We start from the raw sequence: 14,525 nt of genomic DNA, 5'->3' as shown, positions 1-14,525 counted from the left end.
GGTGCTGTCGGCATTTCGTGCGAATTGTCGCATCGTTCAGTTCGGAATCGACGGACTGCTGGTACAGGGATAGCGAAACGCGCTACTCTCCATCGGGAACCAACACGACCTTCCCGGTTACCTTGCCGGACTCCAGTTTTTCGAGCGCTTCGCTCGCCCGGGAGAGCGGAAACTGCTCGTCGATGGTGGCGTCGAGTTCACCTCGAGCGAGAAGGTCGAACAGTTTCGTCACGTCCTCCCGGAAGTACTTCGGCCAGCGGTCGACGTAGTAGAACGTCGCGTCGCGGCCGTTCGGGAGGAGCTTCCAGAACAGCAATCGGGCCACGATCGGGACGAACGGACGAAGCCGATGTCCCTTCGCGTCGAGCGTTCCGGCCACGCCGTAGGAAACCAGCGTTCCGCCCGACCCGAGCATCCGCCACGAGTCCGTCAATCCCGGGCCACCGACGTGGTCGAAGACGGCGTCCACCCCGTCCCGCGCGAGTTCCCGGACGCGAGCGGGAACGTCGTCGTTTCGATACTCCAGCGGAATCGCGCCCAACTCCCGCACCGCATCCTGCTTCTCCGCCGAGGCGGTACCGATGACGCGAACGTCCGCGAGTCGAGCGAGACGGGTGAGTAGCGTCCCGACGCCGCCGGACGCACCGTGAACGAGCACGGTCTCCCCCGCTTTCACCTCGGCGACCCGGTGCAACATCTGCCACGCCGTCACGCCGTTGGTTACGACTGCGACGGCCGCGGTCGGGTCCAGTTCGTCGGGGACCGGAGCCAGTTTCCCGGCCGGGAGCACGACGTGATCGGACCACGCGCCGGTTTCGGTGAGCGCCGCGACCCGCTGTCCGGGCTCGATGACAGTGACGTCCGCGCCGACTTCGGTCACCCTCCCGACGAGGTCGTAGCCGGGGACGAACGGGAATTTCGGCTGGTTGAAGTACCGTCCGCGGAGCATCTGCACCTCGGCGAACGAAACCCCGGCGGCTTCGACGCGGACAACTGCTTCGTCGTCGTTCGGCGACGAGAGGGGTCGTCGTCGCGTAGTGAGTACGTCGGGAGTGCCCATCCGCGGCATTACAATTTCGGTGACGGCCATATCTCCTTCGCCAGTTCGCTCGGCGGTCGTTCCGGTTTTCGTTTTCTTCCGCGTTTCCGTCGTCATACGGTACGCACTACCGCCCCGACGCGATTCAACTCGCGTCTCAACATGTTAACACTGGTATGAATCGGTTGATTAGCGTCGGTGACCGAACGATAGTCATGGCTACCGTTCGTCTGAAGATAGTTCCACCCCCGGAGGAGTGGTTCGTCAAGCTCTCCACGGAACGCCCCGACGACGAGTTCACGCTCCTGACGGTGACGAACGCGCGCGACGGCCTGTTCGGCGTGTTCGAAGTCGAAACCGACGACATCGAGGCCGTCACCGCGACGCTCGACGACATCGACGAAATTCGGTCCTACGACCTCTCACACGCCGAGAATCGAACCGCCGTGATCCAGTACACCGCCACCGAGTCCATCGTGCACGCCGCCACCGTCGATGCGGGTGTCGTCCCCGTCTGCCCCGTTACTGTCACGGACGGGGAGATGGTCGCCTCGGCGACCGTTTCACACGAACACCTCTCCCGCCTCGGGGACCGACTCCGGGAAATCGGTGCGACGTTCGAAGTGCTTTCGCTCTCCCAAACCGCCGACGGCCGCGGGAACCTTCTCACCGACGCCCAGCGCGAGTTCGTGGCCGAAGCCGTCGAGCGGGGATACTACGATACGCCGCGTAGATGTACGCTGACCGAACTGGCGGCGGAACTCGATATCACGACCGGCGCAGCCAGCGGCATGGCACACCGCGCGGAGGAGCGGATACTCAAGGCGTTCGTGAACGAAACGCCGCTGTAACGTCCCGAGTCACGCACCCGGAACGACGTGCGTCACGCCGACCGTCTCCAACAGCATCCACACGAGAAACAGGCAGTACACGGCGAGCAACCCCCACGATTCGTTTTTCGAGAGCGAGAGTTCGGTGCGGAGGACGGCGAACACGATGACGGTGGCGAGCGTGAGAAAACCCATCAGCGGGACGGCGACGGAGAAATCTATCTCGGCCGACCCGGCCACCATCACGCCAGCCGGAACCGCGATGAGCAGGTCGAAGACGTTACTCCCGAGGACGTTCGCAATGCTGGTCACGCCCTCGTCGTCCGTCGCGGCGCGGACGCTCACGAGCGTGTCGGGAAGGCTGGTTCCCGCGGCGACGACCGTCAGCCCCCAGATAAAATCCGGCGTTCCGAACAGGTCGCCGAACCCGAGCGCGGCCGTAACCAGCCCTTCCACCGCGACCGCGATGAGGGCGAGGCTGGCGAGGAGCGTCGCTACCTCGCGGAGAGGCGAGATGCCGTTCGGCGGGGCCGCCGCGTCGTAGTCCTGCGTGTCCTGATACTGGGTGAAGATGTAGACACCGTAGAACGCGATGGGGATGAGCGCGAGTTGCCACGTCACCGTTCCGTGAAGACGCGTGTTCGCCACCGGGTGGTAAATAACCGCCAGCGCGAAGGTGATGAGGAGCACCGCGACGGCGACCATGTAGAACTGCGCTTCCTTGTAGACTATCGACCGGTCCGCATCGACGCCATCGGCGAAGATACCCGAGAGCGCCGGGATGACGAGCAGGTTGAAGATGGCCGACCCGACGATGGCGCTCACGCCCAAATCGAACGCGCCGTGTACGTACGTCGAGACGACCGTACTCGACAGTTCGGGAAAACTCGACCCGACGGCGACGACGATGGCTCCCTGAACGACGGGCGGCAGGCCGAAGTACAGCGACAGCCGTTTGCTCGACCGTTCGAGCATGTCGCTGCCCTTCCAGACGACCGCCGTCCCGACCAGCGCGAAGAGGACGTACCACCAGAATCCGGAGACCATGCGCGCCCGTTCGAATCGAGATGTCTTAAAACGAATCAGTCGTCGCTCGAACGACGCGAATCAGTCGAGTTTTTCCGCCGCGTCGCGCTCGATGAGCGGTCCCGCGTTTTCGGACGGGAGCGCAACCACGTCCTCGGTTTCGAGGTCGTACTCGCGCTCGTCCACGCCGAGAATCGACCCGACATCGCGGGTGATTCTGACCGTCGTCCGGTCGTCCGCGGGGTCCGAGTCCGACGATTCGGCGGACCGCCCAGTATCCGCATCCGAAGCGGATGGGGCGGACGATTCGGATGGAGCGGAGGACTCCGGTCCGTCCGCGTCCGGCGCGGACGCCTCCCCCGGCTCCCGAGCGGTCGCCTCGCTGGGTGGCGACGGTTCGGGAGGCGCAGACTCGTCCATCTGGGACGAGGCGGTCGCGTCGTGCTCCCCCGCAATCGCGGCCGCCTCGTCCGACGGACGGTCGCCCGCGGGGTCCGGTTCGGATTCGGCGGCGTTCACGTCGGAGGCGGCCGTATCGGTATCCATCGTATCGGAGACGGGTGCGTCCGAGGCGGTCGAGGTATGTGCGCTCGGGTCGGCGGTCGCCGTGTCGGGGGCGTCCGAGGTGCTCGCCGTCGATTCGGCGCTCTCCTCGTTCCCCGCCAACACGTCGAGAACGGTCTCCTTGTTCGACTCGATACGGCCTACGAGGTCCGCAAACAGCTGTTGTTCCTCGCTGGTCAGTCCGTCCTCGTCGGCCGGAATTCCGGCCGCGGAGAGGCTCGCACGCTTGACGACCTTGCCGACGCGGCGTTCGTACACCGCCTCGACGACCTCCTCCGCGGTCTTGATTTCGTCGGTGAGTTGATTGACTTCAGCGGAATCGAACGGGTCGTCCGCCCGCTCGGCGGCCCGCTCGCGCTCCTTCCGGAGGCCGCGGATGTAGGCCCCGACGTCCGCGTAAAACGACTCGCGCAGATGCTGTAAGCTGTCCTTCGAGCGCTCCTTGCTCTGCACACTGCGGAGTTCGTCGAGATTCATTCTTTCCCCTTTTCTGCCCGGTCGCGCACCATACAAAAGATGGCGACGTATTCGGGAATCGATACATCACCCGCCGGGAGCCTAAAGCTTTCGCCACCGAGCGAAACGTGCGCCTCAGACGATAGTTCGACCGTCACTTCGTGCGACCGGAACGTCTCCGGAACCGCGTCACGGAGCGGGTCGAAATCGTCGAGTTCGTCGCGCGGAATCCGCGTCACTTCCAACCCGCTCCCGCCGTGGAGGCTACCGGGAAGTCGTATCAGGCGGTGCGTGTCGGTCGTGACGGGTTCGTCCACCGCCGCGCTTTCGGCCGCGAACACGTCGTCGGCCAGAATCCGCGCGAGTTGGTAGAAAGCCGGGTGAACGTCCACGTTCCCGCGGTCTATCTCCCGGCGGTTGTTCGTCGCGGCGTTGTACGCTCCCTTCGCCTTGCCGGAGCCGATGCCATCGAACTCCTGCAATCGTTCGAGGGCGTCGGCTTCGTCCATCGACAGGAGGTCGTCCACGAACGAGTTGACGTACGCGTGGACGCGACCGCCCCACCCGCCGCTGGTCGGCAGGGTTCGTTTCTGCGTCGGGTTCTTGAGTCCGATTCCGGCGACCGTCTCCGACTGTACCAGCGATTCGAAGTCCACGTCGCCCGCCCGAACGTAATCGACGATTTCGCGCCGTCCCTCGCGGCCCAATCCCTTGACGCCCTCGTCCCGAACGTGAACGTGGTAGCCGCGCCCACCCGAGAAGACTATCGTCATGTCCTCGAAGCCGAAATCCCGTTCGAGGATGTCGAGGAGATCGAGCAGCTCCTCCTTACATCGAGCCAGCATGTCGGCGTAGGGCGTTTCGGGCGTGACGCCCGGCAGGTGGTCCGCGTCCAAGTCGAACACGAGGTCGGCGCTCTGCCAGCCCTTCGCGTCCATCGTCCCCGCGCCGGGGTCGCGGTAGCGACCGGCGGAGAAGTAGACGTGTCGCGGACGCTCGCGTTCGAGAAAGCCGCCGAGGGTGCCGAGGTCGAGGAGGGAGTTGTGCCGAACCATCGTCGTCCCCGGTCCGGCGGTCCACGGGATGTACCCCCACTCGCGCTCGTCGGCGTCCGGCGGGAGTTCCGGCGCTACCGTTCGGTAGTGGTCACGGAACCGGCCTCGGAGGTACGCACGCGTCCGCTCTTCCATCGTACGTTCATGAAACACCCGATTGATTAAAGCGTTGTTTCTTCGGATTACGCGGTCGCTGTTCGGGACGATATCACCGGTCCGCCGTTCGAGTCGGAACCGAACGGTTAGCTACGCATGAAATCCGAGAGCCGTTTGGCGATGCCTTCCTCTTCGCCTAGACGGAGGTAGAAGGCGTCGCCGCCGTCCTCGTAGTAGTTGTCGATGCGACGCTCGACGGCGAAGCCGAGGTGTCGATAGAAGTCGAGTGCGTTCTCGTTCGTCGTTCGGGCGTGACAGGTGACGGAGGCGTGATTGTCCGCGACCTTCGCGACGAGCCGTTGACCGAACCCTTCGCCCCGGAACTCGGGTGCGACCGCGAGAAAGAGGATGTATCCGTCGCGTCGGACCGCCGCGAACCCGACGAGTCGTTCGCCGTCGTCGCCCTCGGTGACGTAGCAGTAGACGGTCGATCGTCGGTACGCGTCAGTGAAGAATCCCCGTCGTTGTTTCAGCACGCCATCGCGCTGCCGGATGCGCTCTTTCAGCTGCCACGCCTCCTCGACGTAGCGATTGTCGCCCGGCCCGACGACGCGCGTGTCGATGTTTACGCTCACTGCGAGGGAGTAGCAGGCAGACAAATATAATTCCACCGGCATACGAATCATCGAGATGTCGGAGTGGCAAGCCTCAAACCGGTAGCGAGCGAGGAATAGACGATGAGCTACGCGCTCCGAGAACACACCGCCGACATCGGGGTCGAGGCGACCGGAGAGACTATCTCCGACGCGTTCGCCGCCGTTGCGGACGGCATGGCGGCGGCCATGTGCGACGACATCCCGTCGGGCGGAACGCGCTTCGACCTCGACGTGCGCGCCGAGAGCCGGGAGGCGCTCCTGTTCGACTACTTGGACGAACTCATCTACCAGCGCGACGTCCGAGCCGTGCTCCCCGTCGAAAACGAGGCGAACGTTCGCGAGGACGGCGACGGCTGGCATCTCAACGGGAGCGCACGCGGCGTCCCGCTCGCCGACCTCTCGGCGCGGGAGGTCAAGGCCGTCACCTACTCCGAGATGGTCGTCGAGGAGGCCGACGACGGCTGGCGCGCCTACGTCGTGTTCGACGTGTGAACGGCGAACGGATGGGGAGAACGGGGAATGGACGGGGTGAACGGGACGAAATCGTCGTCGGCCGCGAAACGACGGGGAAGTTCATCACCCCCGAAACGCCTTCCCACGTGTGCCTCGAAGTAGCACGTATGAAGACGTACACGGCGGGGGACGTCACGCTCGAACGGGTTCGGGAGTACGTGTGGGAGATTCCACGGGAGGGGAAAATGGGAACGCCCGCTCGCGTCCTTGCCAGCGAGCGACTGCTCTCCCAGATTGCCGAGGACAAGACGCTCCAGCAGTTGCGGAACGCGACCCAGTTGCCGGGGGTGACGAAGTACGCCGTCTGCATGCCGGACGGACATCAGGGGTACGGTTTCCCCGTCGGCGGCGTCGCCGGAATCGACGCCGAAAACGGCTGTATCTCGCCGGGTGCGGTCGGCTACGACATCAACTGCGGCGTCAGGATGATGCGGACGAATCTGACGATGGACGACGTGCGGGGCCACGAGGAGAAACTCGTGGACGCGCTGTTCGACGCCATCCCGTCCGGGTTGGGCGGCGGCGGCGTCGTCGAGTCGGGCATCGACACCGTGAACGAGGTGCTGGAGCGCGGCATGGCGTGGGCGCTGGACGAGGGCTACGCGACCGACGCCGACCTCGCACACTGCGAGGACGAGGGCGTCCGAGGGGAGAGCGACCCGTCGGCCGTCTCGACGAAGGCGAAGAATCGGGGAAAGAACCAACTCGGAAGCCTCGGGAGCGGCAACCACTTCCTCGAAGTCCAACGCGTGACGGACGTGTTCCGGGAGGAGGTCGCCGACGCGTACGGACTCTCGGAGGGACAAGTCGTCGTGCTCATCCACTGCGGCAGTCGCGGACTGGGCCATCAGGTCTGCACCGACTACCTCCGGAAGATAGAGAAACGGCACTCGGGGCTGCTGTCGAAACTCCCGGACAGGGAACTCGCGGCCGCGCCCGCCGGGAGCCGACTCGCCGCGGAGTACTACGCGGCGATGGGGGCGGCCATCAACTTCGCGTGGGTGAATCGACAGCTCGTCATGCACCGCACCCGCGAGGTGTTCGAGGACGTTTTCGACCGGCCGTGGCGGACGATGGGGATGGAACTGCTGTACGACGTGGCGCACAACATCGCCAAGAAGGAGACGCACGTCGTGAGGGTTGGTCCGGAGGGCCGACCGGTGGGAGACGGAGAAGCCGTCGACCGCGAGGAGCGAGAGCTGTTCGTCCACCGAAAGGGAGCGACGCGCGCGTTCCCGGCGGGCCATCCCGAGGTGCCCGGCGCGTACCTCGACGTGGGCCAACCCGTCATCATCCCCGGCAGCATGGGAACGGGAAGCTACGTCCTCCGCGGCGGCGAGGCGTCGATGGAGCTGGGATTCGGCTCGACCGCACACGGCGCGGGCCGAGTGATGAGTCGAACGCAGGCGAAGAAGGACTACTGGGGCGGGGACGTGCAGGAGGAACTGGAACGCGAGCACATCTACGTCAAAGCCCAGAGCGGCGCGACGGTCGCGGAGGAAGCGCCGGGCGTCTACAAGGACGTGGACGAAGTCGTGCGCGTCTCGGACGCGCTGGGAATCGGAGACACGGTCGCCCGAACGTTTCCCGTCTGCAATATCAAAGGCTGACGCGCCGTCGCGGCGGAATCCTCCGCGGACGGATAGGTACAACGTTCATTTTACTAATCCAAACATTTTGATACCTGTGGGGTGAAACTACCTCATGCGACGACGAGCGTTGCTCGGCGCGGTCGGAACGAGCGTGACTGCAGGCTGTCTCGGGGACGTCCTCCATCTCTCTCGTGGAGAGTCCGGTTTTTCCATCGAAAACGACCCCGTTCCGGCTGACTTTCCGGCAACGCTCTCGGCGAGGCTTCTCTCCGACGAGACGGCGGCGCATCCGCCGCGAATTCGAGTCGACTTCGAGTACACAGGGGACGAACCTCGCACCGTTCGGTTCAACTACCCCGGCCCGTTCGCGGATACGCTCGCCGCCGGACCCGACGGCTCGAAACTCGTTCTCGAATACGAAGCCGAGAGGGGCAGTCACCACGACGGCTGTTGGTGGACAACGCCGTCGACCGGACGCGGCGCGACCGAACACCGACGATTCAGTTCCGGCGACGAGGCGCACGTCGAATGGGACGTGTTGACGCACGAGGAATCGGACACCTGTTATCCGTCGGGGCGCTATCGCTTCGTCGATAGGTACTACGTGGACGACAGCACGTACGAGTGGGGATTTCGGCTACGGATACGCTAAGTTCTGAAATCGAAGTTCGGCGCGTCCTCGGGTCGGAGCGGTACGTTCGGGTCGAGTTCTTCTCCCTTCTCATAGCGGACGAAGTTGAGGAAGTACAGTTCGCCACAGCCGTCGCCGTCGGTTTCGCTCGCGCCGCAGACGAGTTCCACGCCGTCCGCGTCCTCGAACTCGTCGTAGGCGTTGGCGTACTCCCAGCCGTCCAAGGGGTCGGCCGTGACCGATTTGTCGGCCAGGCGGGCATCGCGTTGGAGCGTTGCGATGGCACCACAGTGTGGACAGTAGTAGCGAACGGGCACGGTCATGATGACCGATTAGCGTCGGGAGAAGGTAAACCGTTCGTCACCCGTGGTGAGGAGGGATGGTGACGCGGAGCGAAACCGGAAACCCAGAACAATCTTGTAGCCCGGCGAACTTCGTTAGCGCATGATAGACGAGACAGTCGAGGAGATACAGGAGATGCAAACGCACAGCTCCTCGACCGTCGCGGTCAAGGCGGCGAGAGCGCTCTCCGACCTCGTGGACCGCGACTTCGAGACCGTCGAGGAGTTCGAGCGCGCGCTCGACCACAACAGCAGCGTCCTCCGTCGGGCGAACCCGTCTCACGCCTCGCTCGTCACGACCCAGCGGGCCATCGTGGCGATGGTGACGGAAGCGGATAACGAGACCGTCGAGCAGGCGAAAGAGAACACGCAGGAGGCCATCGATAGCGTCGTCGAGCAGGTCGTGACCGCAAAGCGACGCGCCGCCGAAAACGCCGCGCCGCTGTTCGAGGACGGCATGACGATCATGACCCACGATTACTCCTCGACCGTGCTGGAAGCTGTCGAAACCGCCGTGGCGGACGGCGCGTACCTCGACGTGTACGTGATGGAGGCCCGCCCGCGCTACCTCGGCCGCAAGACCGCCCGCGTGCTCGGCGAAATCGATCAGGTGGACGCGACGCTCATCGTCGACAGCGCCGCGGGCCACTACCTGCCCGAGTGTGACCGCGTGTTCACCGGAATGGACTGCATCGTGGACGAGACCCTCTACAATCGCGTCGGCACCTTCCCGCTGACCGTCACCGCGAACGAGGTCGATGTCCCCGTCACGGCCGTCGGTTCCAGCGCGAAAATCGTCGGCGAGGCGTTCCGGTTCGAGAACGACTTTCGCTCACCGAGCGAAGTCATCCGTGAACCGGCGGAGGGCTTTGCGGTCTGCAACCCGGCCTACGACGCCACGCCGACCGATCTCCTCGACTCCGTCGTGACGGACGAGGGGACGTGGGAGTACTGACGCCGACTCCTTATTCGACCTGTACCCACTCGCCGCTCTCGTCGCTTCGCTCGATGGCGTCCAGTACCTTCTGCACCGCCACGCCGTCCGCGAAGTTCGGGTGGTATTCCTCCCCCTCCTTCACCGCCGACAAGAACTCGTAGTTCTCGTGGACGAACGTGTGTTCCCAGCCGATGACGTGGCCCGGCGGCCACCAGTGCTCGACGTACGGGTCGGACTCGTCGGTGACGAGCACCGTCTCGTAGCCGCGATTCTCGCCGCGCAGGACTTCGAGTTCGTTGAGGCGTTCGAGCGAGAACTTCAGGCTTCCCTCGGAGCCGTGAATCTCGATGATGTGGTCGTTCTTGTGACCGTTCGCGAACCGCGAGGCCTCGAACGTCGCCATCACGTCGCCCTCCAGTTCGGCCTGCGCCGAGTAGGCGTCGTCCACCGTGACCGGTCGCGTCTCGTCTCCGGCGGCTTCACCGCCTTCCGGGGACTCCTCCGGAGTTGCCCCCTCTACCGGACGCTCGTCCACGAACGTCTGCAGGTGGCCGGAAACGCGCTCCACGTCGCCGACGAGGAAGCGCGCGAGGTCGATGGTGTGCGCGCCGAGGTCGCCGAGCGCGCCGCTTCCCGCCAACTCCTCGTCGTTGCGCCACGACCACGGCGCGTCGGGGTCGACCAGCCAATCTTGGAGGTAGCGACCGCGGAACTGGTGAATCTCGCCGAGCGCGCCGTCCTCGATGAGTCCCTTCGCGTACTGGATGGCCGGGATGAACCGGTAGTTGAACGCCGTCGCGGTCGGGACGTCCGCCGACCGCGCGGCCTCGGCCATCCGCTCGGCGTCGGAGAGATTCGCCGCCAGCGGTTTCTCACAGAGGACCGGAACGCCCGCCTCCAGCGCGGCGATGGAGGGGTCCGCGTGGACGAAGTTCGGTCCGAGATTGTAGAACACGTCCACCTCGTCGACGACTTCCGCCCAGTCCGTGCTCGTGTAGGAGAAGCCGAGTCGGTCCGCGGCCTCCGAAAGCGCTTCCTCGTCCCGCCCGATGAGCGTGTGCCGTTCGACATCCGGCGCGTCCGGGAAGAACATCGGCAACCGCGCCAGCGCGTTCGCGTGGGCTTTTCCCATGAACCGGTAGCCTAACACACCGACTTTCAGCGTCATGATTGCGTTCACGTTCTTCGGGAAGGGATTTAGTGTTTAGTGGCCCGCCGGGCGACGGGGTCGGAACTCCGGCGCGCATATCGCCCGAACCCGACCGACTCCTTATCATCGCGGCGGCCGAATATCGTCGCGTGGCGTACGCCGAACTCCGTGCTGAACTCTCGGGTAATCCCTCTCCCCGCGTCGTCGCGTTCCCCGACGGGAGCGTCGATACGTTTTCGAGAATTCGCTCGCCCGCCGGACGACTCGACTCGGTAACCGCGTTCTCCGACGAACTCGCGGACGGCAAGCGGTCGTTCCACCTCGAACCGGAAACGCGGGAGGCGGGCGGACAGGCCGTCAACATGGCGAAACAGGTGCACGCGCTGGGGGGCGACCCGGAACTGTACGGCCATCTGGACGACCCGCTGCTCGCCGACCTCCCGTTCCCGTGCGTCTCGATGGGCGAACCGGCGGCCGTGTCCGTGTTGGAACTCGGGGACGACGGCGTTCTCTTCGCCGCGGAGTCGGACGCGATACAGGACTGGACGGCGGCCGACGTACGAACCGCGATGGGCGGCGATTTCGCGCCGATACGCGACGCGGATGCGGCGTGCTGCGGAAACATCGCGTCGTTCCCGGCCCTCCTCGACGTGTTTCGCTCGCTCGCCCCGACGAACGGGGACGGCGACGGCGACGGTGGCGCGCTCGTCCTCGACCCCGGCGACCTGACCGACGTGGCAGCCGAGACGATAGCGGACTACTTCTCGGTGCTTTCCGACCTCGACGACCGTTTCGAAGTCGTCCTGAGCGTGAACGACCTCGAAGCCGACCGCCTCGCGGAGGTGATCGGCGGTCGGAGCAAGTCGAAATCCGACTCGGTCGAACGAATCCGAGACGAGGCGGCCGTCTCCGCGGTCGTGTATCACGGCAAGGAGCGGGCGGTCTCCGCGACCCGCGACGGGACTCTCACCGTTCCCAACTGCACCGTTTCGACCGTCGAGCGAACGACGGGGGCGGGCGACCGGTTCTCCGGGGGACTGACGTTCGGTCGCGCGAGCGGGTGGGACTGGGGGCCGACGCTGGCGCTGGCGAACGTGTGCACGTCGCGGTACGTCGAAACGGCGACGACCGTCGATGCCGAGGCGGTACTGAGCGAAGCGTGGACGAAATAGCGTCGGCCGACTACACGCGGGCCAGCCACCGCTCGGGGTGGTCGAGTTCGTCGTCGGTCGGCAGGTTCTCCGGTTTCTCCCACACGCGGGTCGCCGCCTCGACGGAACTGGCCGAGACGACCTGTTCGAAGAAGTCCTTCCCGCGCTCGTACTGTCGGCGTTTCATGCCCAACCCGAGCATGCGGCGGACGAGTTTCGACAGCGGGTTCATCCCCTTCCGTCGCGCATCTATCTTCGCGCGGAGGTCCTCGTACTCGTCGTCGAACGCCTCGTCCATCAGGAGTTCGGCGTACCCCTCGACGGCGGTCATGGCGGTGTCGAGTTCCTTGAACGCCTCGCGGTCCACCTCGCCGTGGGCGAGCGCCTCGATGCCGGACTCCATCTCGCGTTCGAGGTAGTCCGACAACCACGGGGCGGCCCCGAACTCCGCGGCGTGGGTCACTTCGTGGAACGCGATCCAGCGGCGGAAGCGGTCGGGGTCCACGTTCAGTTCCTCGGTGATACGGGTGATGTTCGGGTGGACGAAGTAGAGCGCGTGGTCGTCGCCCTCGGCGAGCAAGAGCGGGTCGTACTGCCCGAGGACGTTGTTGCCGAGGAGGGCGAGCATGAACGACATCGTTCCCGTGTTGAGGACGCGAGCGACGCCGGGGAGCACGTCCGGACCGTACTCCTCGATGGGTTCCATCACGCGCTCGAAAGTCGCGATGTTCGCGTCTATCCAGTGGTGTCGGTTCTGGATTTCCACGGTCTTCGGGACGTCGAAGGAGACGCCCGAGACCTCCCGGACGCGGGCGCGAGCGTCGCGCACGTCGGTCGCATAGCCGGTCTGTTCCGCCGGAGAGAGGTCTATCGACCCGGGGTCCGTCGCCGCCTTCGCCGCGTCGGCCACCGCGGTCCAATCGATGGGGCCGCTGCCGGACGCGCCGGTGACGGCACGGACGCTACGGTAGAGATTCACAGCACTACGTTGGAGTCACGCCGACAAAATCCTTCTGTCCGGTCACTCCCGTCGCCGCTTCACCCGTTTTGCCAGCGCGATAACGACCGCGAGAACGATGAGCGGTCCGAGTTTCCCGGCGATGGACGGCGGTTCCGTCCCCCGTTCACCGGGTTCGCCTTCCGGTTCCGATTCCGGTTCCGACATCGGGCCGAATCCGGCCGACGATTTCGTTTCGCCCGTGTTGAGCGTGAAGTTCGGTTCGTGGAGATGCAGTTCGAAAACCCCCATGCAACAGCAATCGACGGTCGTCCCCTTATCGATTCTGGGGACGTGTCTACTATTTTATTATTTTTCGTCGTCTTCGGGAGTTTGAAGGCGCACTATCGCTCCTTTCCGACTATGGACGAGAAACGACGCACGTTTCTGGAGACGCTGTTGACGACGCCCAGTCCGTCCGGATTCGAGGTTCCGGGCCAGCGCGTCTGGGTCGAGTACGTCTCGGAGTTCGCGGACGAAGTGCGAACCGACGAGTACGGGAACGCGGTCGCGGTCGTCGAAGGCGACGGTCCCGAACTCGCGTTCGCGGGCCACGCCGACCAGATCGGGTTCATCGTCGCCGGAATCGACGACGACGGCTTCATCAGAATCGACCGAATCGGCGGGACGGACCGCACCGTCACGAAGGGGCAACACGTCGTGATTCACGCCGACGACGGCACCGTCAACGGTGTCGTCGGCCAGCGAGCGATTCACCTGCGCGACACCGAGGACGACGAGTTCGACGACATCGTGGAACAGCACGTCGATATCGGCGTCGAAAGCGAGGAGGAGGCCGCCGAACTGGTCGACGTGGGCGACCCGATAACGTACACGCCGACCATCGAGGACCTTCGGGGAGCGCGACTGGCCGGACCGGGCATCGACAACCGCGTCGGCACGTGGGTGGCCGCCGAAGCGCTCCGCCGGGCGGCCGAGCGAGACGTCGACGCGACCGTGTACGCCGTGAGCACGGTACAGGAGGAACTCGGATTGCAGGGCGCGAAGATGGTCGGCTTCGACCTCGACCCGGACGCCATCGTCGCCATCGACGTGACGCACGCCATGGACAGCCCGGACGTCGGCGGCGAGAAGCGATTCTCGGACCTCACCATCGACCTCGGCGGCGGTCCCGTCGTCGCCCGCGGCAGCGCGAACCACCCCGAAGTCGTCGCGGCGGTCCGCGAGGCGGCGGACGAGGCGGAGATACCCGTACAGCTACAGGCGGCGGGCATCTACACCGGCACGGACGCGGACGCCTTCTTTACCGCCCGCGGCGGCACGCCGTCGCTCAACCTCGGACTGCCGAACCGCTACATGCACACCCCCGTCGAGGTCATCGACACGGACGACTTGGACGCCTCCGCCGACTTGCTCGCCGAATTCGCGGTGCGAGCGAGCGACCGCGACGGCTTCGAAGTTGACATCTGAACGGAACCACTCGACTCTCGTTCCGGTACGTTTATCAACACAAACACTGGGATTGTTGAT

At 65.1% G+C, this 14,525-nt stretch carries 16 protein-coding genes; 7 read left to right on the top strand and 9 right to left on the bottom strand.

Annotated features, from left to right (window positions below; translation table 11 throughout):
• Positions 1-82: 82 nt before the first annotated feature.
• The gene (locus V5735_RS16285) at positions 83-1,156 is read right to left on the bottom strand and encodes a medium chain dehydrogenase/reductase family protein (RefSeq protein WP_423744465.1); all 1,074 of its coding nucleotides are present in this window, start codon (positions 1,154-1,156) and stop codon (positions 83-85) included.
• A 98-nt stretch (positions 1,157-1,254) separates the two neighbouring features.
• Between V5735_RS16285 and V5735_RS16280 the strand changes: the two genes are divergently transcribed.
• The gene (locus V5735_RS16280; protein ID WP_423744464.1) at positions 1,255-1,890 is read left to right on the top strand and encodes a helix-turn-helix domain-containing protein; all 636 of its coding nucleotides are present in this window, start codon (positions 1,255-1,257) and stop codon (positions 1,888-1,890) included.
• Between the two features lie 9 nt (positions 1,891-1,899).
• Here the strand turns inward: V5735_RS16280 and V5735_RS16275 are convergent, their stop codons facing one another.
• The 4 genes from V5735_RS16275 to V5735_RS16260 all read right to left on the bottom strand — a co-directional run bounded on the left by V5735_RS16275 (position 1,900) and on the right by V5735_RS16260 (position 5,701).
• Positions 1,900-2,916: a sodium:calcium antiporter gene (locus V5735_RS16275; protein ID WP_423744463.1), complete on the bottom strand. Its 1,017-nt coding sequence runs from the start codon at positions 2,914-2,916 to the stop codon at positions 1,900-1,902.
• A 60-nt stretch (positions 2,917-2,976) separates the two neighbouring features.
• Positions 2,977-3,936, bottom strand: a complete 960-nt coding sequence (locus V5735_RS16270; RefSeq protein ID WP_423744462.1) for a hypothetical protein — start codon at positions 3,934-3,936, stop codon at positions 2,977-2,979.
• On the bottom strand, positions 3,933-5,105 hold the full coding sequence (gene priS, locus V5735_RS16265) for a DNA primase small subunit PriS (protein WP_423744461.1): 1,173 nt from the start codon (positions 5,103-5,105) through the stop codon (positions 3,933-3,935). The genes V5735_RS16270 and priS overlap by 4 nt, the downstream gene beginning before the upstream one ends.
• A 107-nt stretch (positions 5,106-5,212) precedes the next feature.
• Positions 5,213-5,701, bottom strand: coding sequence for a GNAT family N-acetyltransferase (locus V5735_RS16260; protein WP_423744460.1), 489 nt, complete (start codon positions 5,699-5,701; stop codon positions 5,213-5,215).
• A gap of 102 nt (positions 5,702-5,803) precedes the next feature.
• On the opposite strand from V5735_RS16260, the gene V5735_RS16255 reads away from it, so the two are divergent.
• The 3 genes from V5735_RS16255 (at position 5,804) to V5735_RS16245 (ending at position 8,479) form a co-directional block, all read left to right on the top strand.
• The gene (locus V5735_RS16255) at positions 5,804-6,214 is read left to right on the top strand and encodes an archease (RefSeq protein ID WP_423744459.1); all 411 of its coding nucleotides are present in this window, start codon (positions 5,804-5,806) and stop codon (positions 6,212-6,214) included.
• 128 nt (positions 6,215-6,342) lie between these two features.
• Complete coding sequence (locus V5735_RS16250) at positions 6,343-7,845, top strand: RtcB family protein (protein ID WP_423746040.1); 1,503 nt, start codon at positions 6,343-6,345, stop codon at positions 7,843-7,845.
• Between the two features lie 94 nt (positions 7,846-7,939).
• Positions 7,940-8,479, top strand: a complete 540-nt coding sequence (locus V5735_RS16245) for a hypothetical protein (protein WP_423744458.1) — start codon at positions 7,940-7,942, stop codon at positions 8,477-8,479.
• On the opposite strand, the gene V5735_RS16240 is transcribed toward V5735_RS16245, so the two are convergent.
• Positions 8,476-8,781, bottom strand: coding sequence for a hypothetical protein (locus V5735_RS16240; protein WP_423744456.1), 306 nt, complete (start codon positions 8,779-8,781; stop codon positions 8,476-8,478). The two genes, V5735_RS16245 and V5735_RS16240, sit on opposite strands and share 4 nt — an antisense overlap.
• Before the next feature lie 121 nt (positions 8,782-8,902).
• Between V5735_RS16240 and V5735_RS16235 the strand changes: the two genes are divergently transcribed.
• Positions 8,903-9,754, top strand: a complete 852-nt coding sequence (locus tag V5735_RS16235) for a translation initiation factor eIF-2B (protein ID WP_423744455.1) — start codon at positions 8,903-8,905, stop codon at positions 9,752-9,754.
• A 10-nt stretch (positions 9,755-9,764) separates the two neighbouring features.
• Here V5735_RS16235 and V5735_RS16230 read toward each other — a convergent pair whose 3' ends face one another.
• Complete coding sequence (locus V5735_RS16230; protein WP_423744454.1) at positions 9,765-10,904, bottom strand: Gfo/Idh/MocA family protein; 1,140 nt, start codon at positions 10,902-10,904, stop codon at positions 9,765-9,767.
• Between the two features lie 32 nt (positions 10,905-10,936).
• On the opposite strand from V5735_RS16230, the gene V5735_RS16225 reads away from it, so the two are divergent.
• A complete protein-coding gene (locus V5735_RS16225; RefSeq protein WP_423744453.1) occupies positions 10,937-12,058 on the top strand; it encodes a carbohydrate kinase family protein in 1,122 nt (373 codons plus the stop codon).
• 10 nt (positions 12,059-12,068) lie between these two features.
• Here V5735_RS16225 and V5735_RS16220 read toward each other — a convergent pair whose 3' ends face one another.
• Positions 12,069-13,016 carry a zinc-dependent metalloprotease gene (locus V5735_RS16220; RefSeq protein WP_423744452.1) on the bottom strand — a complete coding sequence of 316 codons (948 nt, stop codon included), beginning with the start codon at positions 13,014-13,016 and terminating at the stop codon, positions 12,069-12,071.
• A 42-nt stretch (positions 13,017-13,058) separates the two neighbouring features.
• Positions 13,059-13,286, bottom strand: coding sequence for a hypothetical protein (locus V5735_RS16215; RefSeq protein WP_423744451.1), 228 nt, complete (start codon positions 13,284-13,286; stop codon positions 13,059-13,061).
• A 111-nt stretch (positions 13,287-13,397) separates the two neighbouring features.
• Here V5735_RS16215 and V5735_RS16210 point away from each other — a divergent pair, with 111 nt between their 5' ends.
• A complete protein-coding gene (locus V5735_RS16210) occupies positions 13,398-14,465 on the top strand; it encodes a M20/M25/M40 family metallo-hydrolase (protein WP_423744450.1) in 1,068 nt (355 codons plus the stop codon).
• The last annotated feature ends 60 nt before the right edge of the window (positions 14,466-14,525 follow it).

It is taken from the genome of Haladaptatus sp. SPP-AMP-3, from assembly GCF_049568665.1.
GTDB classification, from domain to species: Archaea; Halobacteriota; Halobacteria; order Halobacteriales; family Haladaptataceae; genus Haladaptatus; species Haladaptatus paucihalophilus.
Note: the sequence above shows the minus strand (reverse complement) of the source record. Positions and strands in the feature narration are given on the sequence as shown.

Coding starts and splice junctions, on each gene's coding strand:
- V5735_RS16240 (WP_423744456.1), bottom strand. CDS start 8,781: ATGACCGTGCCCGTTCGCTACTACTGTCCACACTGTGGTGCCATCGCA.
- V5735_RS16215 (WP_423744451.1), bottom strand. CDS start 13,286: ATGGGGGTTTTCGAACTGCATCTCCACGAACCGAACTTCACGCTCAAC.
- priS (WP_423744461.1), bottom strand. CDS start 5,105: ATGGAAGAGCGGACGCGTGCGTACCTCCGAGGCCGGTTCCGTGACCAC.
- V5735_RS16280 (WP_423744464.1), top strand. CDS start 1,255: ATGGCTACCGTTCGTCTGAAGATAGTTCCACCCCCGGAGGAGTGGTTC.
- V5735_RS16270 (WP_423744462.1), bottom strand. CDS start 3,936: ATGAATCTCGACGAACTCCGCAGTGTGCAGAGCAAGGAGCGCTCGAAG.
- V5735_RS16210 (WP_423744450.1), top strand. CDS start 13,398: ATGGACGAGAAACGACGCACGTTTCTGGAGACGCTGTTGACGACGCCC.
- V5735_RS16230 (WP_423744454.1), bottom strand. CDS start 10,904: ATGACGCTGAAAGTCGGTGTGTTAGGCTACCGGTTCATGGGAAAAGCC.
- V5735_RS16275 (WP_423744463.1), bottom strand. CDS start 2,916: ATGGTCTCCGGATTCTGGTGGTACGTCCTCTTCGCGCTGGTCGGGACG.
- V5735_RS16235 (WP_423744455.1), top strand. CDS start 8,903: ATGATAGACGAGACAGTCGAGGAGATACAGGAGATGCAAACGCACAGC.
- V5735_RS16250 (WP_423746040.1), top strand. CDS start 6,343: ATGAAGACGTACACGGCGGGGGACGTCACGCTCGAACGGGTTCGGGAG.
- V5735_RS16245 (WP_423744458.1), top strand. CDS start 7,940: ATGCGACGACGAGCGTTGCTCGGCGCGGTCGGAACGAGCGTGACTGCA.
- V5735_RS16285 (WP_423744465.1), bottom strand. CDS start 1,156: ATGACGACGGAAACGCGGAAGAAAACGAAAACCGGAACGACCGCCGAG.
- V5735_RS16255 (WP_423744459.1), top strand. CDS start 5,804: ATGAGCTACGCGCTCCGAGAACACACCGCCGACATCGGGGTCGAGGCG.